This window comes from Paraburkholderia sp. A1RI-2L (assembly GCF_048957375.1).
Taxonomy (GTDB): domain Bacteria; phylum Pseudomonadota; class Gammaproteobacteria; order Burkholderiales; family Burkholderiaceae; genus Paraburkholderia.
This window is the reverse complement of sequence record NZ_JARBTA010000005.1, coordinates 91,028-110,831: the sequence shown is the minus strand read 5'-3', so window position 1 is coordinate 110,831 and position 19,804 is coordinate 91,028. Positions and strand designations below refer to the sequence as shown.

Below are 19,804 nucleotides of genomic sequence, written 5' to 3'. Positions count from 1 at the left end.
AACCGCCGCTGTAACCGCAGCCCGTAACGGCCGCTGAACCCCAGCCCGTAACCGAATTTGAACCGAGCCCGAACGAGTCAGCCATGCACACCGCCACTCCCTCCCGCCTGCACGACGTTCCAACCGCCCCCGACCCCGATGCGGTTGGCGTCGTCCTCACCATCAACGGCACGCGCCACGCTTTGACCCTGGAGCCGTGGACGAGCCTGCTGGACCTGCTGCGCGAGCGCTTCGCGCTGACCGGCACCAAGAAAGGTTGCGACCACGGCCAGTGCGGCGCCTGCACGGTGCTCGTGGATGGGGTGCGCATCAATGCGTGTCTCGCGCTCGCGGCCGCCCACGACGGCGCCGCCATCACGACGGTGGAAGGCCTCGCGCACGGCGACACGCTGCATCCGGTGCAGCAGGCCTTCGTCGACCACGACGCGTTCCAGTGCGGCTACTGCACGCCGGGCCAGATCTGCTCCGCTGTAGGCCTGCTCGCCGAGGGCCACGCCCATTGCCGCGACGACGTGCGCGAGCAGATGAGCGGCAACCTGTGCCGCTGCGGCGCGTATGTGAACATCGCCAACGCCGTCGACGCCGTGCGCCGCGCGCAGGCCCATGCCGCCGGCGAGGAGGATGCGCCATGAACCGCTTTTCGTGGATGCGCGCGACGAGCGTGGCCGAGGCCGTGCGCCTGCATGCCGTCCTGGACGACGCCGAGTTCCTCGCGGGCGGCACCAATCTCGTCGATTTGATGCGCGAAAACGTCATGCGGCCTGCCGCGCTCATCGACATCACGCGGCTGCCGCTGCGCGGCATCGAGCCGACGCCGCAAGGCGGGCTGCGCATCGGCGCGCTGGTGAGCAACAGCGCGCTCGCCTGGGACGCGCGCGTGCGCGAGCGCTACCCCATGCTCGCGCAGGCCATACTCGCGGGCGCTTCGGCGCAGATCCGCAATGCCGCGACGCTCGGCGGCAATCTGCTCCAGCGCACCCGCTGCCTGTACTTCTACGATCCGGACACGCGCTGCAACAAGCGCACGCCCGGCAGCGGCTGTGCCGCGCTCGACGGCGTGAACCGCATGCACGCGATCCTTGGCGCGAGCGAGCACTGCATCGCGACGCATCCGTCCGATCTGTGCGTCGCGCTCGCGGCGCTCGATGCGAGCGTGCACGTCGCGGGACGCCGGGGCGAGCACACGCTGCCGTTCGATTCCCTGCACTGCCTGCCCGGCGATACGCCGCATCGCGAGACCGTTCTCGACCAGGAGGCGCTCATTACCGCCGTCGAGTTGCCGGCGCAAGGCTATGCTCGGCACTGCACGTATCTGAAGGTGCGCGATCGCCAGTCGTATGCCTTTGCTTTGGTATCCGTAGCATTGGGCCTGCACGTGGAGGACGGCGTGATACGTGCGCTCGGCTGCGCGCTCGGCGGCGTCGCGCACAAGCCGTGGCGCGACCGCGCAGCCGAAGCGCAGTTGATCGGCCGCGCAGCCGACGACGCCCATGCGCACACGCACTTTGCCGACGCCATCGTGGCGCGCGCCGACCCGCGCCCCGGCAACGCCTTCAAAGTCGAGCTCGCCCGCCGTGCCATCGTGCGCGCATTCGAGCGCGCGCTCGCGCGCCAGCCAGCGCAGAACGCCGAGGAGGACGCAGCATGAGCACCGATCGTCATCTCGCAACACCCGCCGCGGCGGCCCGCGCGCCGCACGCTCAGGCGCGCATCGGCGCGCCGCTGCCGCGCGTGGACGCCCGCAGCAAAGTCACGGGCGCCGCGCGCTATGCGGCCGAATTTCCGGCTGCCGGACTCGTGCACGGCGTGGTCGTGAACGCCCCGTGCGCGCGCGGCGAAATCGTCGCCATCGACGCCTGCGCGGCGCAGGCCCTGCCCGGCGTGCTGCTCGTGCTGACGCACGAAAACCGCCCGGCGCTGGCCGTCGACGACGCTGCCTGGAAAGACCAGATCGCGCCGGGCGGCAAGCCGTTCCGGCCGCTCGGCGACGCGCGCATCCGCTATGCGGGCCAGCCCGTCGCGCTGGTGGTGGCCGAAACGCACGCGCTTGCCGAGTATGCGGCGTCGCTCGTGCGCGTGCGTTACCGCAGCGAGCCGCATCAGACCGATCTCGGCAGCGTGCTGCGGGACGCTGTCATGCCGTCGCTGGAAAAAGGCGGCTTCGAACCGCCGCCCGCGCCGCGCGGCGACGCTTACGAGGCGCTCGCGCACGCCGACGCGCGCACCGACGCGTTCTACTCCACGCCGGTGGAATTCCATCAACCGATGGAGCCGCACGGCTGCACGGTCGTGCCCTCGGCGGACGGCCGCTTCACCGTCTATGAAAAGACTCAGGGCGTGCGCAACACGCAGCGGTACTTGATGCACGTGTTCGGTCTGGCGCAAGACCGCGTGCGGGTGATTTCGCCCTTCGTGGGCGGCGCGTTCGGCTCCGGCCTGCGGCCGCAGTATCATCTGCCGCTCGCCATGATGGCCGCGCGCAGCTTGCGCCGCCCGGTGCGCGTCTCGCTCACGCGCGCGCAGATGTTCACTTTCGGTCATCGGCCCGCTTCGGTCCAGCACGTCGCGCTCGGCGCGCGCCGCGACGGCCGGCTCGAAGCGATCATCCACGAAGCCGTGGGAGAAACTTCGCAATTCGAGGATTTCACGGACGTGGTCGTGAACTGGGCCGGCCAGCTCTATCGCGCCGATCACGTGCTGCTCGGCTACAAGCTCGCGCGCCTCGACGTCTACACGCCCATCGACATGCGCGCGCCCGGCGCCGCCCAAGGGCTGTTCGCGCTCGAGTGTGCGATGGACGAGCTCGCCGTGACGCTCGGCATGGACCCGCTCGAGCTGCGCATCCGCAATTATTCGGTCGACGATCCCCAGAAGCAGCGGCCGTTTTCGAGCAAGGCGCTGCTCGAGTGCTACGCACAGGGCGCGGAGCGCTTCGGCTGGGGCGCGCGCGTGGCCGCGCCGCGCTCGATGCGCGACGGCCACGAGCTGGTGGGCTATGGCATGGCCACCGGCATCTGGGAGGCGCTGCAAACCGAAGCCAGCGTGCGCGCCACGCTGCGCGCCGACGGTGTGCTCGCGCTCGCGAGCGCCACGGCCGATATCGGCACCGGCACGTACACCGCCATCTCGCAGATCGGCGCCGACGCCCTGCACATGCCGATCGAGGACGTGCGCTTCACGCTCGGCGACACCTCGCTGCCGGACGCGCCGATCGAAGGCGGATCGTGGACCGTGGCGTCGGTGGGCAGCGCGGCCTGGGTCGCCTGCCGGCAGCTGCGCGCACGGCTCGCGCAGTTGCTGGTCGAGCACGGCGGCGTGGGCTTCGCGAACCTCGACGCCGATACGCTGAGCGAGGCGCTCGCGATCGAGCGCGGCGAAGTTCGCCTGCGCGGCGGCACCCACGGTGAAACCCACGGCGATACCGAGGACGGCGCACCGCAAGCCGAAAGCGCGGCGCGCATCGCCATTGCCGACCTGCTCGAGCGCGCGGGCATGAAGACGCTCGAGGAGCAAGTCACGCTCAAGCCCGATGCGCAGCGCTCGCGCTATTCGCTGGCGACGCATTCGGCCGTGTTCGCCGAAGTGCGCGTGGACGAATCGCTCGGCCAGGTGCGCGTCGAGCGCGTGGTGAGCGCGGTGGCCGCCGGGCGCATCGTCAACGCCGCGACCGCCGCGAACCAGGTGGCAGGCGGCGTGGTGTGGGGCATCGGCATGGCGCTGCACGAGCGGGCGCAGTTCGATCACGCACTCGGCCGCGTCATGAATCACAACCTGGCCGACTACCTCATGCCAGTCAATGCCGACATCGGCGACATCGACGTGCTGTTCGTCGATGAGCACGACGACGTCGTGAACCCGCTCGGCGCGAAAGGCGTGGGCGAGATCGGCGTGGTGGGCGTGGCCGCGGCGATTGCGAACGCGATATATCACGCCACCGGCAAGCGCGTGCGCGCATTGCCGATCACGCTCGATTCCCTGCTCGAGGTCCCTTCGCCATGAAGCGCTCGCCCGTCTCGAACCTGCGCGCGCAGGCCTATACGATTCCCACCGACCGCCCCGAGGCGGACGGCACCATTGCCTGGCGGGCCACCACGCTCGTGGTCGTGCACGCCGATGCGCTGGGTCAAACGGGCATCGGCTACACCTATGCGCATGCGAGCGCCACGGCGCTGATCGCCGGCGTGCTCGCCGACGCCGTTCGCCAGCACGACCTTCATGACATCGGCCGCATCAACCTCGAGATGCAGCGTGCCGTGCGCAACCTCGGCCGGCCCGGCCACGCGGCGCGCGCGATCTCGGCCGTCGATGCCGCGCTCTGGGATCTCAAGGCCAAGGTCTTCGGCGTGCCGCTCGTCGCGCTGCTGGGCGCCCAGCGCGAGAGCGTACCCGTGTACGGCAGCGGCGGATTCACGAGCTACGACCTCGACACGCTCGCGCGGCAGTTGCGCGGCTGGGTCGAGCAGGACGGCTGCCAGTGGGTGAAGATGAAGGTCGGCTCGCAGCCCGGCGACGATCCGGCGCGCGTGGCAGCGGCGCGGCGCGCCATTGGCGATGCGGGGCTGTTCGTCGACGCCAACGGTGCGTATGCACTCAAACAAGCGCAACGGCTGGCGGCCGCTTTCGACGCGCAGGGCGTGCAATGGTTCGAGGAGCCCGTTTCATCGGACGACCGGCGCGGCCTTGCGGCGCTGCGGGCGGCGCTGCCGCCCGCGATGGCGCTGGCCGCGGGCGAATATGCCTGCACCGCCGACGACTTTCGCGCGCTGCTCGAAACGCACGCGGTGGACGTGCTGCAGGCCGATGCTTCGCGTTGCTGCGGCATCACCGGCTTTCTCCAGGCCGATGCGCTCTGCGACGCGTGGCACATCCCGCTCTCGGCGCACTGCGCGCCGGCGCTGCACCTGCACGCGGCTTGCGCGGCGAAGCGCGTGGAGCACATCGAGTGGTTCCACGATCACGCGCGCATCGAAGCGATGCTGTTCGACGGCGCGCCGCGCCTGCAAGACGGCCGGATCGCGCCCGATCTGGCGCGGCCCGGCTGCGGGCTGGCATTGCGTCACGCCGATGCGAAGCGCTACGCAGTGATGCCGTGACGTCGCGCGATGGCGCGACGCGGGCCGGTTCACAACCGCATCGGCTCGACCGTCCGGGTCGGGTCGAAGTCGGCCCATTGCCCGTTCTGCCAGCGGCCGCTCGCGCGCTCGACCTCCATGCCGCCCGCTTGCTCCAGCACCTGCGCCGCGTCTTGCTGGGTCTGCGGACTCACGTGGACCGCCACGAGCACACCCGATTCGCGCGCCTTCGGCGTGCCGTCCGGATCGTGCCCGATGTCGGGCGGACGTCCGCGGCCGCCGCCGCGCGTTTGCCAGAGCGCGCCCAGCAAGGTGCCGACATAGGCGCCCACGCCGGCGGCCACCGCCAACACGAGCAGCGAGCGAAGAAAGAGCCACGAAAACACCAGGGCGCAAACAAGGCCGAGAATCGCGCCCACGGCCGCGCCCGCGCCCGCGCCAAGCGACGTCCAACGCGACTGCGGATCGGCATAGCGGTCGCCGCCCACCGCAAAACGGGCGTGCTGGCCACCGGGGTTCACGTAGAACAGCGACAGGTCCTCATCCACGAAACCGTGGTTGTGGAGCCTGTCGATGGCCGCTTCGGCGTGATCGAACGTCGTGAAGCGGCTCGCAACGATCAAAGACATGGCAAACCTCCCTGGATTTCAATTGCCGCCTGGCTCAGTCGTCCTCCGCGCGAAAGTACCCGCTGTGCAGCACCACGGCGCCGTGGGTCTGCGCGATCGCTTCCGTGCACGCGGCGTGGATGCGCGCCAGCCCCCGCGCGAACGCATTGCGCAGCGGCTCCTCGCGTGCCGAGTCCGCGCCGAAATGGTCTTCGAGCGCCTCGGCGGTAATGGCGCAGTCGAGCGGCGCGCCGTCCACCTCGGCCACGAAGCGCATCAGCAGATTTGCGCCGTCGAACCGCGGCGGCTCGCTCCGGTATCGAATGTGCATTTCCGGATCCCTCCCAATGCCTGAAAGGCTGCTAGAGCGGCGCCGACGTCGCGAGGCAGGCGATCAGCTCCGCGTTGAACGCCGGCAGGTCGTCGGGCTTGCGGCTCGTCACGAAATTCCCGTCGCGCACCACGCGTTGGTCCACCCAGGTGCCGCCCGCGTTGCGTATGTCGTCCTGCAGCGACGGCCAGCTCGTCATGGTGCGCCCGCTCACGATTCCCGCCGAGACCGCCAGCCATCCGCCATGGCAGATCGCCGCGACGGGTTTGTGCGCGGCGTTGGCGGCGCGCACGAACTCGCGCGCCTCGGGAATCATCCTGATCGCGTCGCCGTTGATCACGCCGCCGGGCAGCACGACGCCGTCGTAGTCGTCGGCCTTCGCCTGCGCGAACGTCTGGTCGACCTTCACGCGGTTGCCCTTGTCCAGGTGGCGAAAGCCCTGGATCTCGCCGCCCTTTTGCGAAATCACATCGACCTGGGCGCCCGCTTCGGTCAATGCCCGCAACGGCCCCGTCAATTCGGATTCCTCAAATCCGTCAACGGCGAGAATCGCTACCTTGCAGTGCTTCAATTCATTCGACATCGCTGTTCTCCTTGAACGGGTTCATATTGCTCGACGTCCATCTGTCGCTGAGAAAGCTTCAGGTTCCCGGCCCAGCGCGGCGCGGCGCCGTCGAGGCACACGGTCCCGTCCGGCGGATGGTCGAACAGGTCGTCTCGCGCGGCCTGGCCAATCGCGTCTCGCACCACGTCGGCGTGGTTGGTGTAGTGATTCGCTTGCGCGATGCGGCGAGGAACGTCGAAGGCAATCCGCGCCGCCCCTTTTCCATCGGATCTGAAGATCACGACTACGGGCAGGGCAAGCGTGCCGATGAACATGGCGCGGTGCTCCACCTCGCCATGGTCGAGCCCGACAGCGAAAAAGGTGAATTCGACCGAGTCCAGCAGCAGTTCGTCCACGACGCATCGCCTGTAAAGATGCATACCCTCGAAACCGCATCGGCCATGCCCGGGCGCTTCAGGCATATGCGATGCGGAGTCATGAGGCGTGACAACCGCCCATCCTGGAGGCAACCCGTCTGCCTTCGCAGCGAACAAGCGTTGCACACCCGTTCACCCTTACGATCAATTCAGGAGTCCATTATGGCCATAACCACCTCCCAAACCGGCGCGCACATCGTTGGCAAAGGCAGCCAAACCGCAGCCGGCCCCGGACCGTATATCATGGCGTCGAGCACGCTCGAAGGCGACCACGTATTCACTTCGGATAACGAAGATATTGGCAAGATCAAGGAGGTTATGCTTGATGTGGAGCGCGGAAAAATCGCCTACGCCGTCATGTCGTGCGGCGGCTTTCTAGGCATCGGCGACAAGCTGATGGCACTGCCTTGGGCTGCGCTCACGCTCGATACGACCCATAAATGCTTCATCCTCAACGTAACGAGCGAACGCATCAAGACCGCGCCGGGATTCGACAAGGACCACTGGCCGGTCATGGCCGACATCGGCTGGGCCACGACACTGCACGAGTACTACGGCACGCGTGCGCACTGGGACGAGCCCGTTTCGCCAACCGGCGAGGAACCGTTACGCGAGCCGCCCGTGCCGCCGGAAGCAGGCGGCGTAAAGCTCTAGCAGAACGAGCGCGCGGCGCCGCAGCGGGTACGGCGCCCCGAGCGAAGCGCATGGGATTGCGCCGGCCTACCTTCCCCTGCGCTTCGTCGAATTGGTATTCGCGATGGCATCGTTCTGCGTGCGCCGCTGATAATCGTCGCCGCCCCACCGGTCGGTGTCCTTGAGTCCCCGCCGTATGTCGCGATACCCCTGCTTGCCGACGCGTCGCGGCTCCGCTTCCTCTTGCGAGTGCGGTTCCTGGTCGGCTTCATGCGGCAGCAAGGGATCGCTGGTGTGCGCGTCGGTCGGCTTTCCCTGACCGATGGTCGAGGTCTGGCGAGAGAGCTTCATAGCGGTCTCCGAAATGGCTATGCACGCTTTCCGGCGGGCAGTCCTGCCAGCAGCTCCGCCATTTCGTCGGCGTGCTCTTCTTCCTTGGCAAGAATGGTTTCCATCACGCGACGCGAGGTCGGGTCCCGGTCGGAAAGGTACTGAATGATCTCGCGATAGCTGTCGATGGCGATGCGCTCCGCAACCAGGTCTTCGCGAACCATGGAGACCAGCGTATCGCCTTCGACGTACTCCGCGTGACTGCGCGTGCTCAAGTCGTCGGGCGAGAAATTCGGTTCGCCGCCGAGCTGCACGATGCGTGCCGCGATCTGGTCGGCATGCAGCTGCTCTTCGTTCGAGTGCTCGAGAAATTCGTCGGCAATGCTCTTCGACTCCAGACCGGTAGCCATGAAATGATGTCTGCGGTATCGCAGCATGCATATCAGCTCGGTTGCGAGCGCGTTGTTCAGCAATTCGAGCACGGCATCGCGGTCGGCGTGGTAGCCAGGGGTGACCGCGCCCTGCACAATATTCTCGCGCGCCCGTTTGCGGATCACTTCGAAGTCGGTCATGGAAGGCTTCTGTGACATGGAGTTCTCCATCGGGGTTGGATTCAAAACGCGTCGGGACCGGCCGGCAATGGGCAAAAGCCGGCGGCCTCCACGTCGATAACACGCGCATCACCCATGCCCGGGCGCAAGGCCGTCGGCCGAGATGCGCGCAACCAGCGGCAGATGGTCGGAGGCGACGCGCGCTTCGCCGTCGCGATGCACGCGCACGCTTTGCAGCCGGCTCACCGGGTGCATCCAGATGCGATCGAGCGCGAACACCGGCCACCATGAAGGAAACGTGGCGGGCGCGGGCGCGGCGCGAAAGTGCGCGGTGAGCAGGCGCAGTGCGTGCCGCCACAGAAACCACTCGTTGATGTCGCCCGCGAGCACCACCGGCAACACAGGCCGGTCGAACGCGGCCAGCAATTGGGCGATCTGCGCGTACCGCTCGCGCCCGCTCAGGCCGAGATGCGTCGCGACGACGCGCAACGGCTCGCCGCCATGCAGGATATCGACGTCGAGCGCGCCGCGCGGTTCGCGGCTGCCGAACGACAGATCGATCGTGCGCGTCTCCCTGATCGGGCAGCGCGTGAGCACCGCGTTGCCGAAGCGCCGCGCGGGCAGGTCCAGGGTCGGGCCGGCCACCGCCTGCCAACCGGTTGCGCCGCTCAGGACGGCCAGCACGTCGAAGTGGGAAGCGCCGCCCAGCGGCACCTCCTGCAATGCGACCACATCGGCATCGATATCCTTCAGCACGCGGGCGATACGTTCTGGCGCGTACCTGCGATCCGTGCCCACCGCGCCGTGAATGTTCCAGGTGACGATGCGCAGCGGCGCTTGCGCGGGCCCGTTCATTCGCGCGGCCTCAAAAGGCGCTGCAGCATCAGGGCAAGCCCCACGAGCAGCGCGCCGATGGCGGCCAGCAATCCGATCGTGCCGGGCCCCGGATGACGCAGGGCGGCAGCCAGCTGATCGGCAAACAGGGTGCCCAGCACGATGCCGGGCGTCATGCCGATCAGCGTGCCGAGCAGGTAATCTCCCGGCCCGATGTGCGAGGCGCCTGCCGCGAGATTGACGAGCGAGAACGGGGCGAGCGGCACGACGCGCAGCACCACCACGGCGGCGATGCCCTGACGCGCCAGGCGTTTGGACAGCCGGTCCAGCCGCGAGCCCGCATGCCGGCGCACCGCGTCCCGCCCCGCCCAACGGCCGATGGCGTAAGTGACGAGCGCAGCGAGCAGCGAGCCCGACAACGCATAAAGGCTCCCCGTGAACGCGCCGAACAACAGTCCCGCGCAGACGATCAACACCGTAACCGGCACCGACGCGACAGCGGCCAGCGCATAGGCGCCAATCACGAGTACGGGACCGAAGGGCGCCGCCGCGAGCGAGCGCGCCGCCTCGCCGATGCGCGCGAGGCTCAGGAAGCGCGCGAGCGGCGTGTAGTGCCAGGCAAGCGCCATTGCCGTTGCCAGCAGCGCGCATGAGCCGAGCACCAGCAGGCGTGCGGTAATCGAACGGCCGCCGCGTCCCGGCACGAACTCGCGCACCACTTCGTCGGGCACCGCCGGCCGTTCGGGATCGACAACCGCGCTCTCCGGAACCCACTGGTCAAGTCCGGACGACACGCGCGGCTCGAGCGTGCGCAAGGCGCGCCCGCCCCCGGAGAGGCTCGCGACGACGCGATGGATATCGCCGTCGAACTGCGCGAACGCGCGCTCCACTTGCGAGCGGTGCGCACCCAGATGCTCGGCGAGCAGACCGTTGCGCGCCGCCGCGATGACCGCCCGCACACGTTCGTTGCCGGCAGCCTCCAGCGCGATGTTGCATTCGGTGTCGAGCACCATCGAGCGGTTGTTGAGATTGGCGCTGCCGATCACCAGCAGTTCGTCGTCGACCGTCATCAGCTTGCTATGAACGTTGATGAACGCGTCGCCGAGACCTTCGACCCATGGCGAGTAGTACCGTAAGCGATCCTGATGATCTGCTTCACGCAGGCGCTGATACAGGCGCGCTCGCAGCGTGCCCATGGTTGCCGATTGCAGCCACCCCGTTTGCCGGCAGGGAAGCACGGCGGCGACGGCGGGCGCATCGGGCTGGGCGAGCCGTTGTGCCAGCGCGTCGCCAATCGTGCTCGCGGTGAAGTATTGGTTCTCGATATAGATCGTCTTGCGCGCGGCCCCGATCGCGGCCCCATAGAGTGCGCGGATGTGCTGGCAGCCCCCGTGCCCCGCATGCGGCGCGGCCGTGAGCGCGATGCCGAGCCAGACGTCCTCGACGTCCGCGGCAAAGTCCGGCGGCCACGGGTCCGCTGCGTCCTGTGCGGGCGGCCCGGCGGCGCTGGACGCCGCCGTCCGGTGAGCGGGTGCGCGGCGCGCCGCCGTATTCGCCAGGATCCAGCGCTCTTGCGCGAGCACGCCCACGATGCGCGCGGCGTCGCCATCGAACATTGCCTGCACGTCGTGAACGGGGCCATACATCTGCCGCGGCCCATTGCAGCGGCGCGGCTCGCACGGTGCGTGCGCGCGCGTGTCCCAGCGCGAGCGCGTGAGGTCGATCCCGCCCACGAACGCGAGCCGGTCGTCCACCACCACGACCTTCTGGTGATGCGACGCACCCGGCGGATGCCGCCCATCGAGCCGGAATTTCAGGCGCCCGCCGCTGCGCCAGTCCAGCTTGTAAGCCGGCAGCCATTCGCGCTCGAACGCATAGAGCATCGCGAAGTCCCAGGCGAGGATGCGCACGCGCAACGCCGGGCGCTCAGCCACCACGGCCGCCAGAAAATCGCCCAGCGTGTCCGGATAGCTATCGCCCGCACCACCCGGCACCAGTTTGACGCGGCTGTCGATGTCCCAGCCCACGATGGTCACGCTGCGCTGCGCGCGAACGATGGACGCGCGCACAGCGGCGAAATAATCCTCCGCGTCGACCAGCAGCCGCAGGCGTGGCGCGTGACGAATCGAGTGACACGTCTCGCCAGGACGCAGCAGCCGCGAATGCGAGGCGGGTCCGGCCGTGGCGCCGGTTGCCTTCGCGTCCTGATTCATCAGTACTCCTCGTGTGCGGAGGCGGCTGCGGATAACGCCAGTCATCCGGCCGCATCGTGCCCACGTTTTCGCAACAACCGTGCCTGTGGAGTTTGTCCCCGCGCAACCGGGCCGCAACGCCAAGCCGCCCGCGCGCTCTCGGCGCGCAGGCGGCAATCGTGCCGTCACCGCGCAAGCGGGATATTGCGCAAGGCTTGTGCCGAACGGGCCTGCGCCCGCCCCCGGCGCCGCACTCTCAGTGCTTCAAAAAGTCGATCACCATGCGATTGAACGCTTGCGCATGCTCCCATTGCGCCCAGTGGCCACACCGGTTGAACACATGCAGTTGCGCGTTCTGCATGCCCGCCAGCAGGCGCAGGCCGATATCCATCGGCACGAAACGATCGTCGCGGCCCCAGATCACCAGTGCAGGTGCAGCAATTTCGCCCAGGCGCGGGCCATAGTCGCTGAACTGCTTCGGGAACGCGGCGAGGCTCTTCACGAAGTTCTCCAGGTGATCGCGGCGCGCGAGCATGTTTTCGAGGCGAGTCTGCATCAGCTCGTCGGTCAACGCGCTCGCATCGTAGACGAACACGTTCATCATGCGCTTCAGGTTCTCGATCGTCGGATCGCGATAGAGACCTTGCAGCAGCTTGATGCCTTCGGTGGGCATGGGCGCGAAACTGCTCGGGCCGCCGGTGCCGCCGCCCATCAGCACGAGCTTGCCCACGCGCTGCGGGTTCTCGAGCGCGAAGGCCACTGCGCTGTGGCTCCCCATCGAATTGCCGAGAATATGCACGCGCTCGATGCCGATCGCATCGAGCAGGCCCTTGAGCACGCGTGCGTTCAGGTCCGAGCGCGAGCTGGTGCAGACGATCGGGTCGCTCTTGCTCCAGCCCGGGCAGTCCATCAGGATCACGCGGTAGCCGGCCGCGACGAGCGGCTCGACATTGCGGTTGAAATTGGCCCAGCCGCTCGCGCCCGGACCCGAGCCGTGCAGCATCACGACCGTTTCGGCGCCCTCGCCCGCGTCGTTGTAGTGAATCTGGAACTCGACCTCGCCGTCCTTCACGCGAGCGAACTTGCTCGTCGAGGCTTCGGTGATTGTGTGTGCAGTACCCGTCATGATGATCATCCCTTAAAACGTCAACCCGATACGGGAGAAGGCGCACGCCTCCACCCCTTCAATCTCATGCGCCCTGTGCGCCTGGCGCGCCGTGCTGCTTGAATGCGCCCACCACGCTGAGCGCCGCGAGCGCCGCCGCCACGACGAGCGGAATGCTCGAACCCACGAGCATCGACGGGCTCTGGCCGAGCGCGAACAACTGGCCCGCCACCAGCGGTCCGAGAATCGAGCCGAGGCGCCCCACCGCCACCGCGGCGCCCACGCCCGTGCCGCGCACTTCCGTGGGATACGCGTGGCCTGCCAGTGCGTAAAGCACCGACTGGCTGCCGACGATAAAAAAGCCGCACAGCAGGCCGCCGAGCGCCGTGGCGCTTGCGCCCCCCGCACTCGCGAGCACGGTGAGCGCGGCCACGATACCCACATACATGCCGATTACCGTGCCGCGGCGTCCGAAGCGATCCATGATGGTTGCGATGGCAACGGCACCGACGCCGCCGCCGATGTTGAACAGCATCAGCACGAGATTCGACTCCACGCGGGTCAGGCCGCGCGCGAGCACCATCGAGGGCAGCCAGTTCATCAGGAAGTACAGGACGATGAGCGTGCCGAGATAGCTGATCCACAACGCAATGGTCGTGCGCGCGCGGCCCTGATGCCAAAGCGCTTGCGCCACGCCCGGCGTGCCTTCCTTCGCCACCGTCGACGCCTTCGCGGCCACGAACTGCCGTGATTCGCGCAGGAACAGACCGAGCAGCGGCACCATCACGATCGGGCCGAGGCCGCCGACATAGAACACGTGGCGCCAGCTCGCGTCGCCCGTTCCCAGCATGCCGATCACGGCTGCGATCGCCGCGCCAAACGGCATGCCGCAGTACATCGCGCCCACCGCCGTGCCGCGCTGCTGCGGGCCCGCCGCCTCCGAGCACAGCGCAATCAGGTTGGGCATGGCCGCACCGAGCCCCAGGCCCGTGAACAGACGCGCGACCAGCAGGCTCTCGAAGCTCCACACCATCGTCGTGGCGAGCGAGAAGAGCCCGAACAGCGTCACCGACCACATGAGCACGCGCTTGCGGCCAAGGCGGTCGGCAAGCCGCCCGCCCAGCGCCGCGCCCGGCAGCAGGCCGATCGCGCCCGCGCTGAACGCCCAGCCCATTTGCGCCACGGCGAGATGAAACTCCTTCGCCATGCGCGGCCCGGCTACGCCCGCCGATTGCAGGTCCAGCCCCTCGAGCAGCGCAATCGCCAGACACAGGGCAATGGTTGCCCTGCCGCTCGTTCCACTTCCTTCCGCACCACTGTTTCGCGACGTCATAAAAGTCTCCGTATCTCTATGCGAGCCGCTCTTTCCGGCGGCTATCCATGACAGCGCCGCGCACCCCTCGCAGGCCGTGCGCGGCGCCCCTGATCAGGACTGCAATGCTTCCAGGCGATTCTTCAGATCGAGCGCCACATCGACGATCATGTCCTCCTGGCCGCCCACCATCCGGCGCTTGCCCAGTTCGACGAGAATGTCCACCGTCTTCAGGCCATACTTTTTCGCTGCCATTTCCGAGTGGCGCAGGAAGCTCGAATAGACACCGGCATAGCCGAGCGCGAGCGTTTCGCGGTCCACCCGCACCGGGCGGTCCTGCAGCGGACGCACGATGTCGTCGGCGGCATCCATCAGCGTGTAGAGATCGGTGCCGTGGTTCCACCCCATGCGCTCCGCCGCGCCGATGAACACTTCGAGCGGCGCATTGCCCGCACCCGCACCCATGCCTGCGAGGGATGCATCGATGCGATCGCAACCTTCCTCCACCGCGACGATCGAGTTCGCCACGCCGAGCGAGAGGTTATGGTGCGCGTGCATGCCCGTTTGCGTTTCGGGCTCGAGCACGGCTTTCACCGCGCGAAAGCGCTCGCGCACGTCGTTCATCGTCAGCGCGCCGCCCGAGTCGACCACGTAGATGCAGGTCGCGCCGTAGCTTTCCATCTTCTTTGCTTCGGCGGCGAGGTTTTCCGGCGTGGTCATGTGGCTCATCATCAGGAAGCCCACGGTGTCCATGCCCAGCTCGCGCGCGTACTCGATGTGCTGCTTCGAGATGTCGGCTTCCGTGCAGTGCGTGGCGATGCGCACCACGCGCGCGCCCGCGTTGTACGCAGCCTTCAGGTCATGAATCGTGCCGATGCCGGGCAGCAGCAGCGTCGCGATCTTCGCGTGCTCGACCACGTCCGCGACGGCCTCGATCCATTCGAGGTCGCTATGCGCGCCGAAGCCATAGTTGAAGCTCGAGCCCTGCAGGCCGTCGCCGTGAGCGACTTCGATGCTGTCCACCTTCGCGCGGTCCAATGCGCGGGCGATGTCCTGCACGTTCTGGATCGAGTACTGGTGGCGAACGGCGTGGCTGCCGTCGCGCAGCGTCACGTCGGAGATATAGAGTTTCTTGCCCGGATTGTTCATCGCCTTAGGCTCCTTGCATGCTCAAGAGCGTTTTCGCCATGCGTTCGGCGGTGGCGAGCGCGGCGGAAGTCATGATGTCGAGATTGCCTGCGTATGCGGGCAGATAGTGCGCGGCGCCCTCCACTTCGAGGAACACCGAGGTCTTCAGGCCGCTGAACTGGCCGAGGCCCGGAATATTGAGCGGCGCGCTCGCGGGAATTTCGTCGAACTGCACCTTCTGCTTGAGGCGGTAGCCAGGCACGTAGGCATGAACCTTCGCAACCGTCTCTTCAATCGACCGCTCGACTTTCTCGCGGTCGACCATTTCGGATAACGTATAAACCGTGTCGCGCATCATGACCGGCGGCTCGGCGGGGTTCAGCACGATGATCGCCTTGCCCTTCGCGGCGCCACCCACCACTTCGATAGCCTTCGAGGTGGTTTCGGTGAATTCGTCGATGTTCGCGCGCGTGCCGGGGCCCGCCGACTTGCTGCTGATCGATGCGACGATTTCCGCGTAGTGAACCTTCGCCACGCGCGACACCGCGGCAACGATGGGGATCGTGGCCTGGCCGCCGCAGGTGACCATATTGACGTTGAGCGCGTCGATATGCGCGTCGATGTTCACAACCGGCACGCAGTACGGGCCAATCGCGGCCGGCGTGAGGTCGATCATGCGAATGCCGGGCTTGTGCGAGCGCAGCAGCGCATCGTTCTTCACGTGCGCGCCAGCGGAAGTCGCGTCGAATACGAAGTCGATGTCGTTGAACACGGGCAGGCGCGTGAGGCCAACCGCGCCTTCATGGGTGGTCGCCACGCCAAGGCGCGCGGCGCGCGCGAGACCATCGGAGTTCGGGTCGATGCCGACCATCGCCGCCAGCTCCAGATGTCGGCTATTGCGCATGATCTTGATCATCAGGTCCGTGCCGATGTTGCCGGAGCCGATAATCGCGGCCTTGAGTTTTTCGGAAGCCATATGAATTCCTGTGTCAGGCGGAGAAAGTTGCGCAAACGCTGCCGAGGCCTTCGATTTGCGCGGTGTAGATGCCGGGTTCCCTCACGGCGACCATGGGCCCAAGCGCGCCCGTGAGCACCACGTCACCCGCGCGCAGCGGCGTGCCGAACTGGACCATGCGGTCCGCGAGCCACACGGCGGCGTTGAGCGGATTGCCAAGGCAAGCCGCGCCATTGCCGCGCGAAAGCACCTCGCCATCGCGCGAAAGCGCCATCGCGCAGGCCGCGAGGTCGATCTGCGAGAGCGGCACCGGGCGGCTGCCCACCACGAAGCGGGCGCTCGACGCGTTGTCGGCCACAGTGTCGACGAAGCGGATGTCCCAGTTCTGGATGCGGCTGTCCACCACTTCGATCGCTGCGAGTGCATACGCACTGGCGCGCAGAATATCGACGAAGGTGTGTTTCTCGTGCGTGAGGTCATGCTCCAGCACGAGCGCGATTTCCGCTTCCACCTTCGGCTGGATCAGTTGCGAAAGCGGAATCGCTTCGGCATCGCCATAGGCCATCGAAGCAAAGAGCGCGCCGAAGTCGGGTTGATCGACGCCCAGCTGCTTTTGCACCGCGAGCGACGTGAGGCCGATCTTGCGGCCCACGATGCGCTCGCCATTCGCTACGCGCAGATCGACGTTGGCTTGCTGAACGGCGTAAGCGGTGGCGATATCGTCCAGCGCAATGCCGCCCGCCGCGATCTCGCCGCGAACCGGCTCGATCGTGCTGCGCGACGCTTCGGCTTCGCGCAGGCGTGCGGCCAGCGCCGCGACCCGTTTCAAATCTGTCATGGTGAGGCTCCGTACGTTCTGTCAAGCCGCGTCGAGCGTGGCGTGCATGGTGGCAAAACCCGCGATCCACTCGGGAATCTCGCGGTAATAGTCAAGCGTTGCGCGATACGGGCCATAAGCGGCCAGCGCCCCGAACGCCGCAACCCACGTGCGAATCTCGTGCGCCGACTTGCCGCCATCACGCGTGATCGCCGCGTTGGTCATGCCGTCCACGGAGGTCAGTTCACCCGAGGCGAGCCGCTCGAGGAATGCGCGATCCCATGCGGGGTTGAGCGGATGCAACGGGCTATCGCCGGCCGCGAACGACTTCGCGGCGGCCACGGTGCGCGCCTGGCGCGCGGCGCGCGAATCGGGCGGCGGGTTGCGGCCCGCGATCAGGCGTTCGGCCACTTCAGGCGTCGCGCCAAGGAGTTCGGGCACCGGCGGCTCGTGCGAGATGCCGCCCGAGCCGACCACGAGCACGCGCTTGCCACTGCGCGAGAAGAAGCGGCCAATCGCATCGCCCAGCAAACGTGCGCGGCGCAGCGTCGCCATGGGCGGCGCGACGGAGTTGATGAACACCGGAATCACCGGGTAGCGGTCGAGGCCGCCGGTGAGCACTTCGAGCGCCTGCGCGCAGCCGTGATCGACCTGCATGCGGTACGAAAGCGCCGCGTCGATATCGGCGTCGAGAACGCTTTGCGCGAGCGTATGCGCGAGTTCCTCGGGCACCGGCAGCGTGCCGGCCATACTGTTGAAGTCACCGATGGCCTCGGCACGTGCGCCGATGCAGAACGGCGGCATGACGTCGTAAAAGAAGCCGTTGAAGTGATCGGGTGCGAACGCAACGATCAGATCGGGGTTGAACGCTTCCACGCGTTCGCGTGCGGCGCCGCACACGCGCTCGACCTCGGCCACGACTTCAGGCGCGGGATCGAAATAGCCGTGCAACGGCGTATGCGACAGGCATTCGAGGTGAATCGGCATGCTCATGCTCCTGCGGCGCCCGCGACGGCCACGCCGCGCACGGGACGGTTTTGCGGTGCGGCTGCGCCAGCTTCGCGCAGCGCAGGTTCGGCGGCGTCGGTCATGCCGAGCTTGTCCGCAAGCTCGACGAGCGCGCCGGAAACCTGCTGCGGCGTGCAAACGCCGGCGACAAAGCGGTCCGGACGCAGCAGCACGACCGACTCGGGCAGGCAACTGAACCACGCTTTCAGCCGCCCCTGCACGTCGCCGAGCGCGAGCACGTCCGGCGGCACGTCGTCGGCGTATTCGAGTTGCACGTCGGGCTTCGCGAACACGAAACGCACGCCCAGCCGCTCACACAGCGCGCGTGCTTGCGGCGTGAGACCGAAGGTCGGGTCTGCGCCCCAGGCGAGCACCGCGAAACCATTGCCGATCGCGTCGTCGAGGCGCACTACGCGGCCATCGGCGAGCCGCACGCGTGGCTGGATGAACATGCGCCCCACCGGCGAAGCAGCGAGCCGATCACGGCCATAAGCGAGACGGCCGATCAGCGAGTCGCGCTTCTCGCTCATCAAGCCGAGCAGGCGGCCCGGCGCCGAGTTGCCCGAGCGCTCCAGCATGCTCGCGAACCAGCCGCCGGTTTTTTGCGGCGGCGGCAGCAGCACGACGCCCGCTTCATAACGCGGCATCGGCTTGAAGCGCATTTCCACGAAGTAACGCTTCACCGCAGGAAACACATTCATCGAGCGCACGAAGGCGTCGCGAAAGCGCGCGCCAAAGCGCGTGGTCGGCGCGAAGATGTCGCCCGCGACTTCGGAGAGGTGGATCATCGAGCGCGCATGCGCGCGGCGCTCCACGGTGTAGCTGTCGAGCAGCCGGCCATCGGCCTGGCCCTTCGCGACCATCGCGAGCTTCCAGCCCAGGTTGTTCGCGTCACGAATGCCGCTGTTGTAGCCCTGCCCCTGCCATACGGGCATGATGTGCGCAGCGTCGCCGGCGAGCAGAACGCGGTCTACGCGGAACGTAGCGGCCAGGCGCGCGTTGTGCGTGTACACGCGCTTGCGGATGTAGTCGACCTTGTCGGGATCGGCGACCACCTTGCGGATCAGCGCAGCCATGTTCTCGGGCTTCGAAAGCGCTTCCTCGGTCTCGCCCGGCATCACCATGAATTCGAAGCGGCGAATGCCATGCGGCAGCGCAGCCGAAACATAAGGGCGCCGATGATCGCAATGCATGTAGACATGCGGCGAGCCTATCGGGTCGTTGCGCACATCCACCACGATCCATTGATTCGGCTTCGTGCGGCCTTCGAAGGGCACGTTCAGCGCGCGGCGCACGAAACTGTTGCCTCCGTCGGCACCCACCATGTACGCGGCGCGGATCGTGCGACGCTCGCCGCTCGCGTCGCTCACGTCGATCGTCACGCCCTGCGCGTCCTGCTCGAACGCGTCGACGGAGTGGCCAAACAGCACTTCCACGTGCTCGAACCGATCGAGGCCTTCGTAAAGCACACGGTCCGCGAGCGGCTGGATGAACGCGTTGCGGCGCGACCAGCCGAATTCGTCGGTGCGCGGCTCGATCGAGGCGAAGCAGTGACCGTCCTTCGTGACGAAGCGCATCCAGTGGTCGGGCGTGGTGTGCGGCAGCAGCGCGTCGGCCAGGCCGATCGACTGGAACACGCGCAATGCTTCGTCGTCCAGACCAATGGCGCGCGGGTAGTCGATGATCTGGTCGAGCTTCTCGACGAGCGTGACACGCACGCCTTGCAGGCCGAGAATGTTGGCGAGGGTGAGGCCGACCGGACCTGCGCCGATGATGGCGACGTCGGTGGCAATCTGGCGGGGGAGGATCGGATCCGCCGCCTGAGCGAGGGGGGTGTTCATGTGTCTCCTTCTCGCGCGACTTGTGCGGTCGCTGCGGCTGCTGACAGGTCGTGCCTGAAAACGGATCACCGGGTTGAACGTCGTGTCGTAGCCTGGTGAATGGAAG

20 protein-coding genes are annotated in these 19,804 nt (G+C 67.4%); 5 read left to right on the top strand and 15 right to left on the bottom strand.

The features are described 5' to 3' along the window. Positions 1–83 precede the first annotated feature (83 nt). The 4 genes from PWP93_RS33255 to PWP93_RS33240 are packed head-to-tail and all read left to right on the top strand — an operon-like array spanning position 84 to position 5,093. Positions 84–632, top strand: coding sequence for a (2Fe-2S)-binding protein (locus tag PWP93_RS33255; protein WP_421047819.1), 549 nt, complete (start codon positions 84–86; stop codon positions 630–632). Then, entirely contained in the window at positions 629–1,648 is a 1,020-nt protein-coding gene (locus tag PWP93_RS33250; protein ID WP_421047818.1) for an FAD binding domain-containing protein, read from the top strand. Before PWP93_RS33255 ends, PWP93_RS33250 begins: the two co-directional genes overlap by 4 nt. After that, positions 1,645–3,999, top strand: a complete 2,355-nt coding sequence (locus PWP93_RS33245; protein ID WP_421047817.1) for a xanthine dehydrogenase family protein molybdopterin-binding subunit — start codon at positions 1,645–1,647, stop codon at positions 3,997–3,999. The genes PWP93_RS33250 and PWP93_RS33245 overlap by 4 nt, the downstream gene beginning before the upstream one ends. After that, entirely contained in the window at positions 3,996–5,093 is a 1,098-nt protein-coding gene (locus tag PWP93_RS33240) for an enolase C-terminal domain-like protein (RefSeq protein ID WP_421047816.1), read from the top strand. The genes PWP93_RS33245 and PWP93_RS33240 overlap by 4 nt, the downstream gene beginning before the upstream one ends. A 29-nt stretch (positions 5,094–5,122) precedes the next feature. Here the strand turns inward: PWP93_RS33240 and PWP93_RS33235 are convergent, their stop codons facing one another. From PWP93_RS33235 to PWP93_RS33220, 4 genes are read right to left on the bottom strand one after another with little or no spacing between them, the layout of a single operon-like run. Then, a complete protein-coding gene (locus PWP93_RS33235) occupies positions 5,123–5,701 on the bottom strand; it encodes a hypothetical protein (RefSeq protein WP_421047815.1) in 579 nt (192 codons plus the stop codon). 34 nt (positions 5,702–5,735) lie between these two features. Then, the gene (locus PWP93_RS33230; RefSeq protein WP_421025785.1) at positions 5,736–6,011 is read right to left on the bottom strand and encodes a DUF1488 domain-containing protein; all 276 of its coding nucleotides are present in this window, start codon (positions 6,009–6,011) and stop codon (positions 5,736–5,738) included. Between the two features lie 31 nt (positions 6,012–6,042). Further along, entirely contained in the window at positions 6,043–6,594 is a 552-nt protein-coding gene (locus PWP93_RS33225) for a type 1 glutamine amidotransferase domain-containing protein (protein WP_421047814.1), read from the bottom strand. Then, entirely contained in the window at positions 6,579–6,971 is a 393-nt protein-coding gene (locus tag PWP93_RS33220) for a hypothetical protein (RefSeq protein ID WP_421047813.1), read from the bottom strand. Before PWP93_RS33220 ends, PWP93_RS33225 begins: the two co-directional genes overlap by 16 nt. A gap of 183 nt (positions 6,972–7,154) precedes the next feature. Here PWP93_RS33220 and PWP93_RS33215 point away from each other — a divergent pair, with 183 nt between their 5' ends. Then, positions 7,155–7,646 carry a PRC-barrel domain-containing protein gene (locus PWP93_RS33215; RefSeq protein WP_421047812.1) on the top strand — a complete coding sequence of 164 codons (492 nt, stop codon included), beginning with the start codon at positions 7,155–7,157 and terminating at the stop codon, positions 7,644–7,646. A 66-nt stretch (positions 7,647–7,712) separates the two neighbouring features. Here PWP93_RS33215 and PWP93_RS33210 read toward each other — a convergent pair whose 3' ends face one another. From PWP93_RS33210 to PWP93_RS33160, 11 genes are all read right to left on the bottom strand, one after another. Continuing rightward, the gene (locus PWP93_RS33210) at positions 7,713–7,976 is read right to left on the bottom strand and encodes a hypothetical protein (RefSeq protein ID WP_421047811.1); all 264 of its coding nucleotides are present in this window, start codon (positions 7,974–7,976) and stop codon (positions 7,713–7,715) included. A 17-nt stretch (positions 7,977–7,993) separates the two neighbouring features. After that, positions 7,994–8,545: a ferritin-like domain-containing protein gene (locus PWP93_RS33205; protein WP_421047810.1), complete on the bottom strand. Its 552-nt coding sequence runs from the start codon at positions 8,543–8,545 to the stop codon at positions 7,994–7,996. A gap of 90 nt (positions 8,546–8,635) precedes the next feature. After that, entirely contained in the window at positions 8,636–9,361 is a 726-nt protein-coding gene (locus PWP93_RS33200; RefSeq protein WP_421047809.1) for an endonuclease/exonuclease/phosphatase family protein, read from the bottom strand. Beyond that, on the bottom strand, positions 9,358–11,553 hold the full coding sequence (locus tag PWP93_RS33195) for a VTT domain-containing protein (protein WP_421047808.1): 2,196 nt from the start codon (positions 11,551–11,553) through the stop codon (positions 9,358–9,360). Before PWP93_RS33195 ends, PWP93_RS33200 begins: the two co-directional genes overlap by 4 nt. A gap of 235 nt (positions 11,554–11,788) precedes the next feature. Next, positions 11,789–12,658, bottom strand: a complete 870-nt coding sequence (locus PWP93_RS33190) for an alpha/beta fold hydrolase (protein ID WP_421047807.1) — start codon at positions 12,656–12,658, stop codon at positions 11,789–11,791. A 64-nt stretch (positions 12,659–12,722) separates the two neighbouring features. Further along, entirely contained in the window at positions 12,723–13,970 is a 1,248-nt protein-coding gene (gene mhpT, locus PWP93_RS33185) for a 3-(3-hydroxy-phenyl)propionate transporter MhpT (RefSeq protein WP_421047806.1), read from the bottom strand. Positions 13,971–14,063: 93 nt separating this feature from the next. Next, on the bottom strand, positions 14,064–15,098 hold the full coding sequence (gene dmpG / locus PWP93_RS33180; RefSeq protein WP_421047805.1) for a 4-hydroxy-2-oxovalerate aldolase: 1,035 nt from the start codon (positions 15,096–15,098) through the stop codon (positions 14,064–14,066). A gap of 4 nt (positions 15,099–15,102) precedes the next feature. Next, positions 15,103–16,053, bottom strand: a complete 951-nt coding sequence (locus PWP93_RS33175) for an acetaldehyde dehydrogenase (acetylating) (protein ID WP_421025796.1) — start codon at positions 16,051–16,053, stop codon at positions 15,103–15,105. A gap of 13 nt (positions 16,054–16,066) precedes the next feature. Beyond that, positions 16,067–16,870: a 2-keto-4-pentenoate hydratase gene (locus PWP93_RS33170; RefSeq protein WP_421047804.1), complete on the bottom strand. Its 804-nt coding sequence runs from the start codon at positions 16,868–16,870 to the stop codon at positions 16,067–16,069. A 21-nt stretch (positions 16,871–16,891) separates the two neighbouring features. Then, a complete protein-coding gene (locus PWP93_RS33165) occupies positions 16,892–17,836 on the bottom strand; it encodes a 3-carboxyethylcatechol 2,3-dioxygenase (RefSeq protein WP_421047803.1) in 945 nt (314 codons plus the stop codon). Positions 17,837–17,838: 2 nt separating this feature from the next. Continuing rightward, positions 17,839–19,698 carry a bifunctional 3-(3-hydroxy-phenyl)propionate/3-hydroxycinnamic acid hydroxylase gene (locus PWP93_RS33160; RefSeq protein ID WP_421047802.1) on the bottom strand — a complete coding sequence of 620 codons (1,860 nt, stop codon included), beginning with the start codon at positions 19,696–19,698 and terminating at the stop codon, positions 17,839–17,841. Positions 19,699–19,804 lie beyond the last annotated feature (106 nt).